The following is a 15,945-nucleotide window of genomic DNA, read 5'->3' as shown; positions in this document are numbered from 1 at the left end:
TCTGCTTTAAAGCAAATTTTCCAAGCATCCTCTACGCCGGATAATTCAGGTGTGCATCATCAATATGATAAAGCACATTGTTTAAATAGCGGTCTGCCAGATAGTTTGCCATACCAAGGTTCATATCAAGATAGTTGCCGCAGTCTTTTGGACTTGCGCCCGGTACCTCGCCTTTAAAGTCACGGATGAACTCAAACATGCGAATCATCAGTGGCACGATATCTTTGGATGTATAGTCTCCCGCCAGCAATAAATAAAAGCCTGTCCGGCAGCCCATTGGTCCAAAGTATACGGTCTTGCTGGCATACTCTGTGTCATTTCTTAAAAAGGTTGCGCCAAGATGCTCTATGGTATGCACCTCTGCGGTATTCATAACCGGTTCATCATTTGGTGATGTCATTCTTAAATCAAAGGTTGTTACTGTACTGTCTCCTACTGCATCCTTTCTTGATACATAGACACCCGGCTGCAGTTTAATATGGTCAATTGTAAAGCTTGCGATTTTCTCCATGTGCTTCTTCCTTCTTTCTCTTTTTTCAGAGTAAATTTATCATGCATTTTCTATTGTGTCAAATTTTCTAACAGTCCCCCCAGATTTCTCGCTACTCACCTGCAGAACCTGCCACCGGCAGCTTCTTACGGATGCGTTGCAGCGTAAAAAAGTAAGATGCATACCCAATACCCGCTGTACGCATCTTACTTTTTATCTCCACAATCCTTTATGCGGTAATATTTTTTCCGTTTTCCTGAATGCACTTTGCATACCAGTAATAGCTGTCTTTTGGGATTCGCTTAAAATCTCCGCTGCCATCATCATGTCTGTCCACATAGATGAGTCCGTAACGCTTCTTCATTTCGCCGGTTCCGGCACTGACAAGATCCATGGCTGACCAGATGGTATAGCCGAACAGGTCTACACCGTCCTTGATTGCCTCGCCCATTGCTGCGATATGGTCATTGAGATAGGAAATACGGTAATCATCGTGGATGCTTCCATCTGCATCGACTTCATCCGGTGCCCCAAATCCATTTTCCACTACCATCATCGGAAGATGATATCGGTCCCACAGCTCATTTAGTGTATAACGCAGTCCCTTCGGGTCTATCTGCCAGCCCCATTCACTGGCGGTCAGATACGGATTCCTGGCTCCCTCCAAAAGATTTCCATCGGTCTGCTCTGCTGCGACATCTATCGTAGCGCAGTTTGTCATATAATAACTGAAGGTGTAGAAGTCCACGCAGCCGGCTTTTAATATTGCATCATCCTCCGGCTCCTTCTGAAGCGTAATTTGATGTTCTTTAAAATAACGGTTCATATAAGACGGATAACTGCCGAACACGGCTACATCTCCGGCAAATTTATTTAATAGCCGGTCTTTGTGCTGGCACTCTAACATATCTTCCGGCCGGCAGGTCAGCGGATACTGCGTAATGTGTCCAATCATACAGCCCACTTTTATTTCCGGGCTGATTTTCCTTGCTTCTATCACCGTTTTTGCTCCGGCAACAAACTGGTGATGTAATGCCTGGAATCTTACTTTTTCGTCTACGGTCATGGATTTAAGAGAAATAAATGCTTCCCCGCCGAGATATTTTCCATCAAGCAGCCCCAGCGACTTATAAGCACCCATTGGCATTACGCCAAAGTTAATCTCGTTAAATAAAAGCCAGTAATGTACCTCCTCTTTAAAATAATTCATTACACAACAGGCATAACGAACAAAATCATCAATTACTTCCCGGTTTGCAAAACCGCCCTTTTCTTTTACCAGATACCATGGCATTTCAAAGTGGCTTAAGGTCACCACCGGCTCTATGCCATGGGATTTGCACAGGGTAAAGATGTTTTTATAAAAAGAAAGTCCTTCCTGATTTGGCTCCTCTTCGCATCCGGTTGGAAAAATTCTTGCCCAGCTGATACTCATGCGATAACATTTGCAGCCCATCTCCGCCAAAAGGCGGATATCTTCCTCATAATGATGATAATGGTCTACCGCATCATGGCTCGGATAGAATGCTCCTTCTTCCATGGTACTGCGAAACATCCGTGGCTTTCCGATTCCACCACCTTTGACATAGTCCTGTATGGTAAGTCCTTTTCCTCCTTCTAAATATCCTCCCTCGCACTGGTTCGCAGCCGTCGCCACGCCCCACAAAAAATTGTCTGGAAATTCCACTTACACTCCCCCTATCGCTCTATTTTCCTTCCGAGGAATTCACCCAGCCGCTCATCAGAATATATGAGATTTACAGTCTGATAAAAATGCTGATAGCCGTCTCCTGCAAAAGAATGGAATGGTGCATCCTTTTTATAATTCTCCTGCAGTTCCCATTCGAAACAGTCTATCAAATCTGTCAGATAATTTTTCTGAATCGGAATAATGTCATGTGCCGGATAAATTTTATAATCCTCTGTTACTTTTAATGCCAGCTCCTTCAAACTGTGAAGTGTACTCCGGAAGGGAGCCTGCACATCATTTCCCTGAAAATGCCAGATGTTGTGTGCAGATATCTGATCTCCGGAAAAGAGCCATTTTTTCTCCTCTTCCAGAAGCATAATATGTCCATAGCTATGTCCCGGCGTATGTAATACCGTAAATTCAATATCTCCCAGCGAAATCTTGTCTCCATGACAGAGAAAATGAGGTTTCGTCTTACTGCTGATTCTCCACTCTGGGAACTCTTCCGGTATCAGTTCTTTTGTCCAGGGCATTTTATTTACCCTGTAATCCATTGCTTTTTTACGCATCTCTGTAGTGTCATTCCAAAGAAGCTTTCCCCAGTCCAGCGGATGTATCCACACTTCATCAAACCATTTGCTTCCAAGACCATGATCCGGATCACCGTGGCTTAACACCAGCATAACCGGCAAATCTGTAATTGTACGAACCAGTGGCATGATATTTTCATAGCCATATCCGATGTCAAAGAGCATTGCCTTATCACTTCCTATAACAAGATAACAATGCACACTCTCTGTCTCCGTAATCACATAAAGCTGATCCGATATTTTTTCCACTACATTCAGACTTTTTTCCATTAAGCTGCTTCCTCTCCATAAATGCTGTCATCAAATCCTAACACCCAGGTTGATACAAAGCTTACTACAATGGTAATTGCTGCTGCTGCAATTGCAAAATAGAAGTTACTCATCGTTCCATCCGGATTTAAGAAAATCGGCATTGTAAAGAAGGATGGAGCGCCGAAGCTGTATACTCTTACGCTGAAGATCGCACAGAAGATTGCGTTTACGATACATGCAATCCAGGTAGCAATCAAAGGTTTCTTCATTCGTACACAGATTCCATAAAGGGTAGGCTCTGTAACTCCTGCCAAGAATGCTGTAATTGCACAGGAAGATGCCAGTGTACGAAGGTTTTTATTTTTAGTTTTTAACATACAAGCTAATGCTACACCGAACTGTGAGAAGTTCATTCCGATAAATGCAACGAATAACATATTATCATATCCTGCTGTTGCAAACATGGACATTACAAGCGGAATCAATGCAAGATGCATTCCGGTTAATACTAAAAGTGGTGCAAGACAGCCAACAATTAATACAGAAGACCAAGGTGCTACGTTATTGATTGCGGTCAGTGCTTTGCATAAAAGGTCTCCACAATAGCTTCCGATTGGTCCGGTAATACATAACATAACTGGAATCATGATAATAACAGACAGTAACGGTTTAAATACAAATTTAACTGCTGCTGGAACAATTTTAACTACCAGCTTCTCTACATAGCTGAAGATCCAGATGGTTAAAATAATTGGAATTACGGTAGAGCTGTAATTTACTGTTTTCACCGGCAGTCCGAAAAGTGATACAAAGCTTCCCTGCTCCGTTAATCCAATCAATGTCGGACTAATCATAATTGCGCCAAGGAAAACACTGGTCATAATATCACAGCCGAATTTCTTGGCAGAAGTATATGCCAGTAATACCGGCAGGAAATATAATGCTGCATTTCCAACCATGCTGATGATGGTATAGGTTGTGCCTTCTGTACTCAGTCCGCACTTGGTTAAAATAATCAGTAATGCTGAAATCAATCCACTACACATAATCAGTGGAATTGCCGGTCCTAAAATGGCAGAAAGCACATTGAGAATTTTTGATACAATTCCATTTTTCTCCGGTGCTGCATCTGCTTTTTCAACCATCTTGCCATCACCGCTGTTTTCAATCTTATGCTTTGCTACAATTGCAGCATAAGCGGATGCTACATCATTTCCAATGATAACCTGAACACCGCCAACACTTTCTACTACGCCCATGACATCCGGCAGCTTCTTGATTCCTTCCAGGTCTGCCTTAGACATATCTGCAAGCTGAAAACGAAGTCTTGTAGCACAGTGAAACAGCTTGGTAATATTTTGTTCTCCTCCCAGCCGGGTAATAATTTCATCTCCCAGCTTCTCATAATTTTTTCCCATAAACATTCTCCTTTCATAAATGACCCGCATTTATTTTGTTAAGCTTATTATACCGTGCTTTTATGTTTCAGGAAATTTATACTTTTGCGTCACTAATAGCGAAATCCTCTGCCTAGCTCTGTCCACCTAACAGCTCTTTTACATAGTCAAAGAATTCTATCATATCCCCTTCTCCGCCATAATGTGCTGCAATAACTTCTGTAATCTGCTTACCACCATAAGAAAATGGCTTTTTAAGATAAATGCGATAAATCTTATTTCTGCCATCCTGCTCATGGTCAATCATAGAAAGACGGTTGCTTCCGATGGTCTCCTTCGACACCTTCTGTTCCTGATATTCATAGCCGATTCTTTTCTTTAAATCATCAAAGTCTGCCACTTCTTCTATCAGATACAGACTGTCCTTTGTGCCATATTTTTTCCGGAGCTTTTCTTCCGTTTCCTTCCAGTAGTTATTTTCAAGCTTATCAACATTTCTCCCCAGCCGCATAATCTGCTCATTGTCTGCAAAGAGGTCGAGATAAGTAAAGGAAGCATCCTTTAATACCAGCTCCTTTTCCGATGTAATCCGAAGCTGGTAATTCCGGCAATACCACTCCTTTCTCTGTTCAAATAAATATTCCGGGATAACTGTTATCTCACTGATTCGCTCCCCTAAGAAGCCTTTTAATTTATTCTGCACATTATAAATGCTGCTGGCACTCTGGTCACTGATAAATAAAATATCCGGCTTTCTTCTGTTCCGTTCAATGGCAGATGCAAAATAAAGCACCAGATAGCCCATTTCCGCATCCGGAATCTCTGTATTTAAAACAGGACTTAAACAGGTTCTTAAAAGATGCATTTCCAGCGGATACCGCTTCGCCATTTCTTTGGTATGATTACCGATATTATTACGTCCATTCTGAATCCGGAGTTCCATTCTTGACACATGGTCTGATAAAACCTCTAAAAGGTCCCGCTCCACCTGCAATTTAAGTCCGGTTTCCTCCTGCACCCGCTGGATAAATTCTTCCAATTTCTGCAGCATATCCAGTTGAATGTCCGTCTCCTTACAGACCATATTCAATTCCTTTAAGCGTGCCTCTACATTCTGCATTTCCATTTCCTGAAAATGATATCCGCAGACTTTCTCTATCTCTTCCACCAGCTCCATTGCCAGTCTGCCCGGGCAGTTGCTGCCGTCCTCCCCTTCTGTTACTAAAAATCCCATCCGGCTTCGCATCATGCACACTGCCAGATAACGTGCAAAATCATGATAAGCTTCTCCTGATACGATAAACTGATTTCTGGTAAATATTTCTGCCAGCACTGCCTGTAACTTCTTCTGATTTTCTGCAAACTGCTCCATCTCTTCTTCCGAAAACAACATATGATAATCCTGTCTGCTCTGCATGGTCTTCATGCACATGATTCTCTTTACATTCTCCGATGCCTGAATCTTAAGTCCATATTGTCCGGATACCAAAAGATTTGCCCCCGGCGTGCGGCTTATAATCCGCTTTACCTGCGGCAGGTCAGAAGTTACAGATGACCGGGAAAAAAATAATCGCTCAGAAATCGTTCCAATACTGGTATACTCCTTTTCAAACAGCAGCAAAGTAATAATCTGCTTGGAATGCACATAGTTCTCCTGTCCGTAACTTTTCTGTTCCTGCTCTAATGCAATCTTATTTTTCAAAAGATACCCCAGCCGGTTATTAGACTGTATCAGAGGCTCTCCTGACTGTTTCTCATTGATTGCCCTAATATCCATCTGCAGTGTCCTGCTGCTCACCCCGATATTTTCCCGCAGAAGGGAACCGCTCATCCAGTCATCTGCGCTTTTTAAGATCGCTATAATCTTTAACTGTCTGTCTGTATACATTTCATCCTATCTCCTGATTTTCTTCCATTCTTCTATCAGCCGCTCCAGACTCCATGCAGCATTGGCAGGACTGGTGGACGGCAGCTTGCAGATTTCTGCCTTATCCTTACAGGAACAGTATTTCATAAATAATTCGTAGGCTTTTGCGCCATTTAGGAAAACAGCCTCGATGGGAGCCTCCGTTAACAGCCGTTCAATATCATTTGCCACAACATTTGTTATGCTGCTGTCTGAAGATCCTGCTATGTCGCAGGATGCAATAACATCCCAGATAGCAATATGATTTTCAAGAAGAAATGCCTTCTTTTCTTCTATCGTCTCTGGGACCTCACAGCCGCATACTGCCGCCGTTACTTTCCAGAAGCGGTTTCTCGGATGGCCGTAGTAAAACCGCTTCTCTCTTGACTTGACCGACGGGAACGTGCCTAAGATTAATACTCTGGATTTTTTATCGTATACCGGGGCAAAAGTATGCATAACATGTTCTGTCTCCATCTTGTTTTCTCCTTTATAAAATGCTACACTAAAAAAGTTGAATTACCTTTACTATAAAATAGAATGACAAAATAATCAATTTTAAAGGACGATAATCATTATGTATATTCAATTAAATGGTCAGATTCTCTATTATGAAAAATATGGCGAAGGGCAGCCTTTCCTGCTGGTGCATGGAAATGGCGAAACCCACGAAATTTTTGATGTACTGATTCCGGAGCTTGCCGAACATTACACCGTTTATGCCATCGATTCCAGAGGTCACGGTCTTTCTGCTTCTCCAAAAGAACTTCATTACATGGATATGGCAGATGACATGGCAGCTTTTATTGATGCCTTAGAATTAAAGGCCCCTCTCTTTTATGGCTTCAGTGACGGCGGTATCGTCGGACTTCTCTTAGCTTCGAAATACCCGGATAAGCTCTCCAAGCTTATGATCAGCGGTGCAAACCTGACGCCAAAGGACATCAAAGGAAGAGACTACCGCCGCATCCGCAGGGAATGCAAAAAGAATCCGAATCCTTTTTCCACAATGATGCTCAATGAGCCAGATATCCAGCCGGTGGACTTACATAAAATCAAGATTCCAACCCTTGTCTTAGCCGGCGAAAAAGATTTAATCAAGAAAAAGGTTACAAAAAAGATTGCAGAAAATATTGAGCATGCCACTCTGGTTATTGTTCCGGGAGAAGGTCATGGAAGTTATATTGAACACAGTGATAAATTATATCCGCTTCTGTACTCTTTTTTAAACAAATAATCCATTGCAAACTCGAATTGCTGTGCTATAATAATTGCAGACTAAAATGAAAAAGGAGCTATTATGGAACATCTGATTATACCAAAAAATTATCAGTCTCAACTTAACCTGCATGATACACAGATTGCGATTAAAACAGTGAAAGATTTCTTCCAGAATCTGCTTTCCCTGCGTTTAAACCTTTCCCGTGTTTCAGCACCACTTTTCGTTGACCCTGATTCCGGATTAAATGATAACTTAAATGGTGTGGAGCGTCCGGTTACGTTCACCATCAAAGAACAGAATGAGCGTAAAGCAGAAGTTGTTCACTCTCTTGCTAAATGGAAACGTTATGCCTTAAAGCATTATGATTTCAAAGAGGGCGAAGGTCTTTACACCGATATGAATGCTATCCGCCGCGATGAAATCGCAGATAATATCCACTCTATCTTCGTAGACCAGTGGGACTGGGAAAAAGTCATTGCAAAGAAAGACCGCAGCATGGAAACTTTAAAAGATACTGTCCGTACTGTATACAAATGTCTTCGTAAAACAGAAAAATATATGGCTATCCAGTACGATTATATTGAAGAGATTCTTCCGCATGATATCTTCTTCATTACCACTCAGGAATTAGAGGATATGTTCCCTGAAAATACTCCAAAGGAGCGTGAATATTACATAACCAAGGCAAAGGGTGCTGTCTGCATCTTACAGATTGGTGATGTCTTAGAATCCGGCGAGCGTCATGACGGACGTGCCCCGGACTACGATGACTGGTCTTTAAATGCCGACATCTTAGTATACTATCCTGTCCTTGATATTGCACTGGAATTATCTTCCATGGGAATCCGTGTAGACAAGGCTGCACTGCTCTCACAGCTTGATAAAGCAGGCTGCCCGGAACGTGCTAAGCTTCCTTTCCAGAAAGCAATCATTGATGGCAAACTTCCATATACCATCGGTGGAGGAATCGGACAGTCCCGTATCTGTATGTTCTTCCTTCGTAAGGCCCATATCGGAGAAGTCCAGTCTTCTCTCTGGCCGGAAGACATGTGCAAGGCTGCAGCAGATGCAGGTATCCAGTTATTGTAAAACGAACTATGCGTAAATATTAAATCCCCGGTATCATATCTTTTTCGGATATGATACCGGGGATTTCTTATTTTGTAATTATATGCGTGCCCAACTCTACTCTGCACGGATTACATCATGCATATCATACATTCCGGCAGGTTTTCCCTTTAAGAACTTTGCTGCTTCTACAGCTCCTTTCCCAAAGATTGCCTTAGAATATGCCGTATGCTTAAATTCAATCACTTCATCAGTTCCTGCGAAGATTACTTCATGTTCACCAACAATGCTTCCTCCACGGACTGCCTGAATACCGATTTCTTTTGCATCTCTCTTCTTCCGTTCACTGCTCCTGTCTAATTTATAGGAATAGGTATTGTCCATAGCTTCATTCATGGCATCTGCTAATGCAAGAGCAGTTCCACTCGGCGCATCCAGCTTCTGGTTATGATGTTTCTCTACGATTTCCACATCAAAGCCGGCAGGTGCAAGCTTCTTTATAGCAGTCTGCAATAAATCCATTAAGGTATTGATTCCAAGTGACATATTGGCAGATTTTAAAATTGCAGTCTCTTTGCTGGTCTCAGTAACTTTCGCCAGCTGGTCTTCGGATAAACCAGTGGTGCAAAGTACCAGCGGAAGCTTCTTCTCGCCACAGTAATTTAACAGTTCATCTACTGCCTTCGCATTTGAAAAATCAATCACAACATCTGCTGCAATCTGGCATTCCCGGATGGTCTTATATACCGGATAATCATTTTTCTTTTCATCATAGGTATCAATTCCGGCTACAATTTTCACATCTTCGTCCTGCGCAATCAGGCCGGTTATTACCTGACCCATTTTTCCATTACAGCCATGCATGATTACTTTTGTCATCTCTATCATCTCCAGTTTCTTATACTAATTTTAATCCATATGTACGCATTGCCTGAATCAGTCTCTCTTTATTGGCTGGCTCCATCTCGCAAAGCGGGGAACGAAGCGGTCCGACGTTCTTGCCCATAAGATTTAATGCTTCTTTTACCGGAATCGGGTTTACTTCACAGAATAATGCATCAATCAATGGAAGGGCTTCTCTCTGTAACTGATTTGCTGTTGCAAGGTCTCCTTTGAAGAAGCTTTCACACATATTATGCACTTTTGTCGGAGCAAGGTTTGCCCACACGGAAATTACTCCGATTCCACCAATGGACATAAGCGGTACAACCAGTCCGTCTTCTCCGGAATATAAATCAAGCTTTCCATCGGTTAAGTACATGGTCTTAGATGCCTGTGCAAGGTTACCGGTTGCTTCTTTTAATCCAACAATATTTTCCTGGGTGCGGAATAATTCTGCAACTGTCTCCGGCAGAAGGTTACATCCGGTTCTTCCCGGTACATTATACATAATAATCGGAAGTCTTGTTTCCTGTGCAATCTTAGAATAATGTCCGATTAAACCTTTCTGTGTTGCCTTATTATAATATGGAGTTACGATAAGTGCTCCGTCTGCTCCTGCTTCTTCTGCTTCTTGGGTCAACTGGATTGCTGTCTCCGTTGAGTTAGAACCGGTTCCTGCTACTACTGGAACTCTGTGTTTTGCAAATTCTACTGCTGCACAGATTACTTTGTGATGTTCTTCCATGGATAAGGTAGAACTCTCTCCGGTTGTTCCTGCGATTACGATACAGTCTGTACCTTCAGAAATCTGTTCTTCAATTAATTCTGCTAATTTGTCATAGTTAACTTCTTCATTTGCTTTCATTGGGGTTACAATTGCAACTCCGGAACCTTTGTAAATAGACATGTTCTTTTTCCTCCACTTTATAAGTATCTTATTTATTGTATGAAGATATCGTTTGTTTTGCTTTTATTACCAGCATAACAAAGAATGTGCCTTGGCACATTCCCGCGCCTGCGGCGGTCGCTTGCGACATCTACCTTATACGCCGCAGTGCGCATCCTCGCGGAGCGTTTTTTTCTTTACAGGAAAGCAATTTCCTGTAAAGTAAAAAAACCGGCTCACAGGGAGCCGGTTGATATTCCACTTAAATTATTATGGATCATACCGATAGCGCCCCATCTTATTACAAGATGACAGTCATGAACTTCTTCAATCCATGCCCAAGATTATTCTTTGCAGGAAAAATAACCTTTCGGCGTGTTCCCCTTTCCTTATGTCTTCTTCTATGTCTGCCATATCCGACCAAGTACTCTTGTCTCACGCAACCTCTACCTTCATATATTAAATTTCTTACCTCAATATAGCACCGCTGCTACTATCTGTCAACGTCCTATGCAGACATTTTACATTTTCTTTCTTATTTTTCCGCAGTAATCTTATAAATCTCATCTGCATAACTGCGAATGGATTCTTCTAATACCCTTCCGGTCATAATAACCTCTGTTTCATCCATCTTTGCTTTTAAAACAGCTTCTAATTCTTCCGACGAAATTACTCCGGCATCTATAAGGCCCAGAACTTCATCCAGAATCAGTACATTGCATTCACCGGTAACCAGCACTTTCTTGGCAAAATTCAGTCCGTTTTTCATATTGAGTTTCTCTTCTGCCTGTCTTTCTTCCGGCAGTTCATCATAATTCTCTTCTGATTTTTCAAAACGGAATACCTTGATTTCCGGTTCTAACTGCTTCATATAAGCAATCTGATCATCTGTTTTTCCTTTTAAAAACTGGATAATAATTACACTCTTATTCTCTCCGGCTGCCCGCAACGCATTGCCCAGTGCAGCATTGGTCTTTCCACGACCTGCACCATAATAAATCTGTACGAAACCCTTTTCCATGACAAACCTCCATGCCAATTCTTACAGGGACTCTTAATCCCAGATTTACTTACGATACCACAATTTCCAATAAAAAGCAATGTCTGTATGTTTCATGCTTTCTCAATTATTCTTTATTTCTACTATTTTATTCCATATATTCAATTTTGCTCACGGATACTTCATAGGCGGTACGCTTCTCTACCTCATCCTCATTTAAGCGTTTGACATACTCCCTGCTCTGGATTCTGCCCCAGATCTGCACATGCACACCCACCTCAAATCTTGCGGCAAATCTTGCATTTCTTCCCCAGCAGATGCATGGGATATAATCAGATTTTCCATAGGAACGGTTTACCGCCACCAACAGGTCTGCAATTTCTCTTCCAAGAGGAGTCTTACGGTAAATCGGGTCTTTACAGATATAGCCATCAAGAAGAATCTGGTTGCTCTTCATCTCCTCCGTCTCTTCTTCAATAAACTCAATCTCCCGGACGAATACGGAGAGAACCAGCCGGTTCTTAAGTTCCTCATGTCTGTTATAGGAACGGAACTGTCCGGTCACATATACCTTCTGTCCTATGTAACTCTGTGAAGTGTCAATCAGACGCTCTGAAATCATCAATGGAATGTAGTCGGAAAAATTACTTAATCTGCTGACCGCTACCTCTACCATATAAAAGCCTTCCCCATACACTTCATGACTGTATTGGAAATCGGAAATAATCTCCCCTACAATGGATACCTGGTTGTTTTCTAAAATCTTATCTGCCATGAATCTTTCTCCTTTATTTAGTGTGTTTTCGAACGTTTTTACAGTACCATTCCAATGAGATGAAACTCATCAAAATCTGTCGATAACATTTTGGATATATTATGCATAAAGCCACTTTTCCATGCATATGCGCTGTGTCCTTGAACAAAGAATGTGCCTTGGCACATTCTCGCGCCTGCGGCGGTCGCTTGCGACATCTACCTTATACGCCGCAGTGCGCATCCTCGCGGAGCGTTTTTTTCTTTACAGGAAAGCAATTTTCTGTAAAGAAAGAAATACTTGCGTATTTTTCAATATGTGATAGAATAAAAACGCCGGTCATTTATAGACAGGCATATATATAAGAAGAAACTGAATTTTATGCACTGATAGAAGGAAGGATTTTATATGAAAACAACAAGAGACGATATTAGAAACATAGCTATCATCGCCCACGTTGACCACGGTAAAACTACTCTGGTCGATGAGCTGTTGAAACAGAGTGGTGTATTCCGTGCCAATCAGGAAGTCCAGGAACGTGTCATGGATTCCAATGATATTGAGCGTGAACGTGGTATTACCATTCTTTCTAAGAATACCGCTGTATTCTACAAAGATGTAAAAATTAATATCATTGATACTCCTGGCCACGCCGACTTCGGTGGTGAGGTTGAGCGAGTTCTGAAAATGGTAAACGGTGTTATTCTTGTAGTAGATGCATTTGAAGGTGCTATGCCACAGACCAAATTCGTTCTTATGAAAGCACTGGAACTGAATCTGCCGGTTATCGTATGTATCAATAAAATTGACCGTCCGGAAGCAAGACCAGAAGAAGTTATTGATGAAGTATTAGAGCTTTTCATGGATTTAGACGCTTCTGAAGAACAGTTAGACTGCCCCTTCATCTTCGCTTCTGCAAGAGATGGATACGCCATGAGAGATTTAAACGATGAGCGCAAGGATATGACTCCTTTATTCGAAACCATTATCGACTACATCCCGGCTCCTACCGGTGACCCGGATGCAAACACCCAGGTTCTTATCAGTACCATTGATTACAATGAATACGTTGGACGAATCGGTGTTGGTAAAGTAGACAACGGTGTCTTAAAGGTAAACCAGGATGCTATCGTTGTAAACCACCACGAGCCTGATAAACAGAAAAAAGTCAAAATCAGCAAATTATACGAATTTGATGGTCTGAATAAAGTAGAAGTAAAGGAAGCAAAAATCGGTTCCATCGTTGCTATTTCCGGTATTGCAGACATCCATATCGGTGATACCATCTGTGCAACAGACGACCCGGTTGCCATTCCTTTCCAAAAGATTTCCGAGCCTACGCTTTCCATGAACTTCATGGTTAACGACAGTCCGCTTGCCGGACAGGAAGGTAAATTCATCACTTCCCGTCACTTAAGAGACCGGCTGTTCCGTGAGTTAAATACGGATGTCAGTCTTCGTGTAGAAGAAACTGACAGTGCAGACTGCTTCAAGGTTTCCGGACGTGGTGAGTTACATCTTTCCGTATTAATCGAAAATATGCGTCGTGAAGGTTATGAATTTGCAGTCAGCAAGGCTGAAGTTCTTTACCACACCGATGAAAACGGCAAGAAATTAGAGCCTATGGAATTAGCTTATGTTGACGTTCCGGATGAATTCACCGGTACTGTTATTGATAAATTAAGCCAGCGTAAAGGTGAAATGGTAGATATGCGTCCAATCAGCGGCGGCTATACCCGTATGGAATTTAACATTCCATCCCGTGGTCTTATCGGTTACCGTGGAGACTTCTTAACCGACACCAAGGGAAATGGTATCATCAATACCATTTTCAATGGCTATGCTCCATACAAGGGAGATATTGCTTATCGTAAACTTGGTTCCCTGATTGCTTTCGAATCCGGCGAATCCGTAACTTACGGTCTGTTCTCCGCTCAGGAACGTGGTACTCTCTTCATCGGAGCTGGTGTAAAGGTTTACTCCGGTATGGTCATCGGTTCTTCCTCTAAACCGGAAGACATTGAATTAAACGTATGCAAGAAGAAACACTTAACCAATACACGTTCTTCTTCCGCAGACGAAGCTCTGACCCTGGTTCCACCGAAGATACTTTCCTTAGAGCAGGCATTAGACTTTATCGATGTTGACGAGCTCTTAGAGGTTACTCCGGAATCCTTACGTATCCGTAAACGTATTCTTGACCCGACCTTAAGAAAGAGAGCTAACTTCAAGAAATAAAAGTATCTCATGATATAGCATAAGAACTCCCCCGGATATTGAAATTTCTTCCAATATCCGGGGGAGTTTTCGATTACTATAAATGCCTAGTACGCACCATCTTTGCCATATTATTGCAGATATCCGTCCTTTATAATATCAGAAACCACACTGGTCGGAATCGTAAATTCTACAATTCCCATATAACCCGGTGCTACTTCATATTTATCAAAAACAATGGTCAACTCTCCTTCTTTGTTGACATAGAAATTTACATCATTCTTAATTCCATCAAAGCTGTAGCCATCTACATCCCTGTCTAAGAAGTATTGCAGGTTACTGTCTTTTTCCATATTTTCCTTCATCTGCTTTTCTATTTCCTCTGAAATCCGGTCCAGATAATCGGAATCCTTCTGAAATAAATCATTTAATGTAATGGTATTTCCGGTTTTCTTATCTATATTATAGATTTTCGTATACTGGTTCGATCCTGCCATTACAATGGAAGTATCAATTCTTAAAGCAAACAGCCGGTCGTTATCTGTCACTACCTGATAAGACGAATTCACTGCCTCATTACCATTCTCACCATCTTCAATGGAAGCTACATCAGACTGATAAGACTTAATAATACCACCGGCATACTTTTTCACTTCCTGATTCAGCTCGTCCGTCTCATCCGATAATACTTCCCCATCCTGATTTGTCACTGCCACCTGGGGAATGTCTACATTTGCTTCCATATTCTTATCATCCTGTACATCAGAATATGTAGAAAAGTTCACTACCTTTACAATTGTGCCAAGTAATGGAACCTCTTCCATGGCATGGGCTATTGTCGGGCTTACATTTACCGAAATCACCAGTGCAACCATAGCTGCCGCTACCGTTGCTGCTCCTTTTAAAAAGCGGATACTGCCTTTCGTGTTATCCCTCTTTCCTTTTCTGATTCCGGCTTCCACCTGCGTTTTCAATGCTTCCGGGACTTCTATCTGCTCATATTCCTGCTTCATCCTGTCTATTTTCTCATGGTTCATGCTATTTCCTCCCTGGACATCTTTATCTTTAATTTCTTTAAGCTGCGATACAGGATTGATTTTACGGTGTTTGGATTTTCTTTCAGAAGATCTGCAATATCATCTATTTTCCATTCTTCAAAATATTTTAATATCACAATGGTTCTTTCCCGTTCTTCTAATTCTTCCAACGCTGCCAGCATATCCCAGTCTTTGTATACATCTTCTTTTGCTTCTTCCGGGATAAATACTCCACTTACGATACGCTTCTGTTTCTTGCACATATCCAGTGACGTATTTATAACAATCCGCCAGAGCCAGGTCTTAATATAGGTTTCTTCCTTCACCTGACCGGCATTTTTCATTGCCTTATATGCACTTTCCTGCACTACATCCATTGCGTCCTGTTCGTTCTTTACATAGGTAATTGCCAGCCGGTAAAGCTGTTCATAGGATGCAAGGATTTCCTGCTCCACCGCTTTTGCGATTCCTCTCTTCTTCATTCCTGTTTCCTCTTCTCTTTCCGAAAACCTGCATATGCAAAGAAAGCCTTTCAACCTTTGCTTTCTGTAAAT

General features: G+C 41.8%; 15 protein-coding genes and 1 riboswitch. Of the genes, 3 read left to right on the top strand and 12 right to left on the bottom strand.

The genetic code is table 11. The features are described from left to right. Positions 1-31: 31 nt before the first annotated feature. From DWW33_RS03400 to DWW33_RS03375, 6 genes are all read right to left on the bottom strand, one after another. A complete protein-coding gene (locus DWW33_RS03400; protein ID WP_118638845.1) occupies positions 32-511 on the bottom strand; it encodes an S-ribosylhomocysteine lyase in 480 nt (159 codons plus the stop codon). Between the two features lie 208 nt (positions 512-719). Continuing rightward, positions 720-2,177: a glycoside hydrolase family 1 protein gene (locus DWW33_RS03395; RefSeq protein ID WP_118638844.1), complete on the bottom strand. Its 1,458-nt coding sequence runs from the start codon at positions 2,175-2,177 to the stop codon at positions 720-722. A gap of 11 nt (positions 2,178-2,188) precedes the next feature. Continuing rightward, on the bottom strand, positions 2,189-3,040 hold the full coding sequence (locus tag DWW33_RS03390; RefSeq protein ID WP_117696761.1) for an MBL fold metallo-hydrolase: 852 nt from the start codon (positions 3,038-3,040) through the stop codon (positions 2,189-2,191). Beyond that, positions 3,040-4,440, bottom strand: a complete 1,401-nt coding sequence (locus tag DWW33_RS03385) for a PTS transporter subunit EIIC (protein WP_158564690.1) — start codon at positions 4,438-4,440, stop codon at positions 3,040-3,042. The genes DWW33_RS03390 and DWW33_RS03385 overlap by 1 nt, the downstream gene beginning before the upstream one ends. Before the next feature lie 112 nt (positions 4,441-4,552). Continuing rightward, positions 4,553-6,307, bottom strand: coding sequence for a BglG family transcription antiterminator (locus DWW33_RS03380; RefSeq protein WP_118638843.1), 1,755 nt, complete (start codon positions 6,305-6,307; stop codon positions 4,553-4,555). A gap of 6 nt (positions 6,308-6,313) precedes the next feature. Beyond that, positions 6,314-6,802, bottom strand: a complete 489-nt coding sequence (locus DWW33_RS03375) for a DNA-deoxyinosine glycosylase (RefSeq protein WP_118172783.1) — start codon at positions 6,800-6,802, stop codon at positions 6,314-6,316. A 100-nt stretch (positions 6,803-6,902) separates the two neighbouring features. On the opposite strand from DWW33_RS03375, the gene DWW33_RS03370 reads away from it, so the two are divergent. Both DWW33_RS03370 and asnA read left to right on the top strand, forming a co-directional pair. Further along, a complete protein-coding gene (locus tag DWW33_RS03370) occupies positions 6,903-7,562 on the top strand; it encodes an alpha/beta fold hydrolase (RefSeq protein WP_022242683.1) in 660 nt (219 codons plus the stop codon). 63 nt (positions 7,563-7,625) lie between these two features. Then, positions 7,626-8,636, top strand: coding sequence for an aspartate--ammonia ligase (gene asnA, locus DWW33_RS03365; protein WP_022242682.1), 1,011 nt, complete (start codon positions 7,626-7,628; stop codon positions 8,634-8,636). 96 nt (positions 8,637-8,732) lie between these two features. Here the strand turns inward: asnA and dapB are convergent, their stop codons facing one another. The 4 genes from dapB to DWW33_RS03345 all read right to left on the bottom strand — a co-directional run bounded on the left by dapB (position 8,733) and on the right by DWW33_RS03345 (position 12,158). Continuing rightward, complete coding sequence (gene dapB, locus DWW33_RS03360) at positions 8,733-9,494, bottom strand: 4-hydroxy-tetrahydrodipicolinate reductase (protein ID WP_022242681.1); 762 nt, start codon at positions 9,492-9,494, stop codon at positions 8,733-8,735. Positions 9,495-9,513: 19 nt separating this feature from the next. Beyond that, on the bottom strand, positions 9,514-10,404 hold the full coding sequence (dapA, locus tag DWW33_RS03355) for a 4-hydroxy-tetrahydrodipicolinate synthase (protein WP_118638842.1): 891 nt from the start codon (positions 10,402-10,404) through the stop codon (positions 9,514-9,516). Between the two features lie 257 nt (positions 10,405-10,661). Continuing rightward, a riboswitch (Lysine riboswitch) is annotated at positions 10,662-10,840 on the bottom strand. A 78-nt stretch (positions 10,841-10,918) separates the two neighbouring features. Then, positions 10,919-11,404 (bottom strand): cob(I)yrinic acid a,c-diamide adenosyltransferase, encoded by a 486-nt coding sequence (locus DWW33_RS03350; RefSeq protein WP_117840760.1) that lies wholly within the window; start codon positions 11,402-11,404, stop codon positions 10,919-10,921. A gap of 127 nt (positions 11,405-11,531) precedes the next feature. After that, positions 11,532-12,158 (bottom strand): single-stranded DNA-binding protein, encoded by a 627-nt coding sequence (locus DWW33_RS03345; protein WP_022242678.1) that lies wholly within the window; start codon positions 12,156-12,158, stop codon positions 11,532-11,534. Between the two features lie 387 nt (positions 12,159-12,545). On the opposite strand from DWW33_RS03345, the gene typA reads away from it, so the two are divergent. Further along, on the top strand, positions 12,546-14,375 hold the full coding sequence (gene typA / locus DWW33_RS03340) for a translational GTPase TypA (protein ID WP_118638841.1): 1,830 nt from the start codon (positions 12,546-12,548) through the stop codon (positions 14,373-14,375). A 110-nt stretch (positions 14,376-14,485) separates the two neighbouring features. Here the strand turns inward: typA and DWW33_RS03335 are convergent, their stop codons facing one another. Together DWW33_RS03335 and DWW33_RS03330 are read right to left on the bottom strand one after the other, a co-directional pair. Next, positions 14,486-15,391 (bottom strand): RsiV family protein, encoded by a 906-nt coding sequence (locus tag DWW33_RS03335; RefSeq protein ID WP_118638840.1) that lies wholly within the window; start codon positions 15,389-15,391, stop codon positions 14,486-14,488. Further along, entirely contained in the window at positions 15,388-15,873 is a 486-nt protein-coding gene (locus DWW33_RS03330; RefSeq protein ID WP_117698937.1) for a sigma-70 family RNA polymerase sigma factor, read from the bottom strand. The genes DWW33_RS03335 and DWW33_RS03330 overlap by 4 nt, the downstream gene beginning before the upstream one ends. Between the last annotated feature and the right edge of the window lie 72 nt (positions 15,874-15,945).

It is taken from the genome of Roseburia sp. AF15-21 (assembly GCF_003479505.1).
In the GTDB taxonomy this organism is placed as follows: Bacteria; Bacillota; Clostridia; order Lachnospirales; family Lachnospiraceae; genus Roseburia_C; species Roseburia_C amylophila.
The sequence above is the reverse complement of the archived record's forward strand: the minus strand, read 5'-3'. Positions and strand labels throughout refer to the sequence as shown.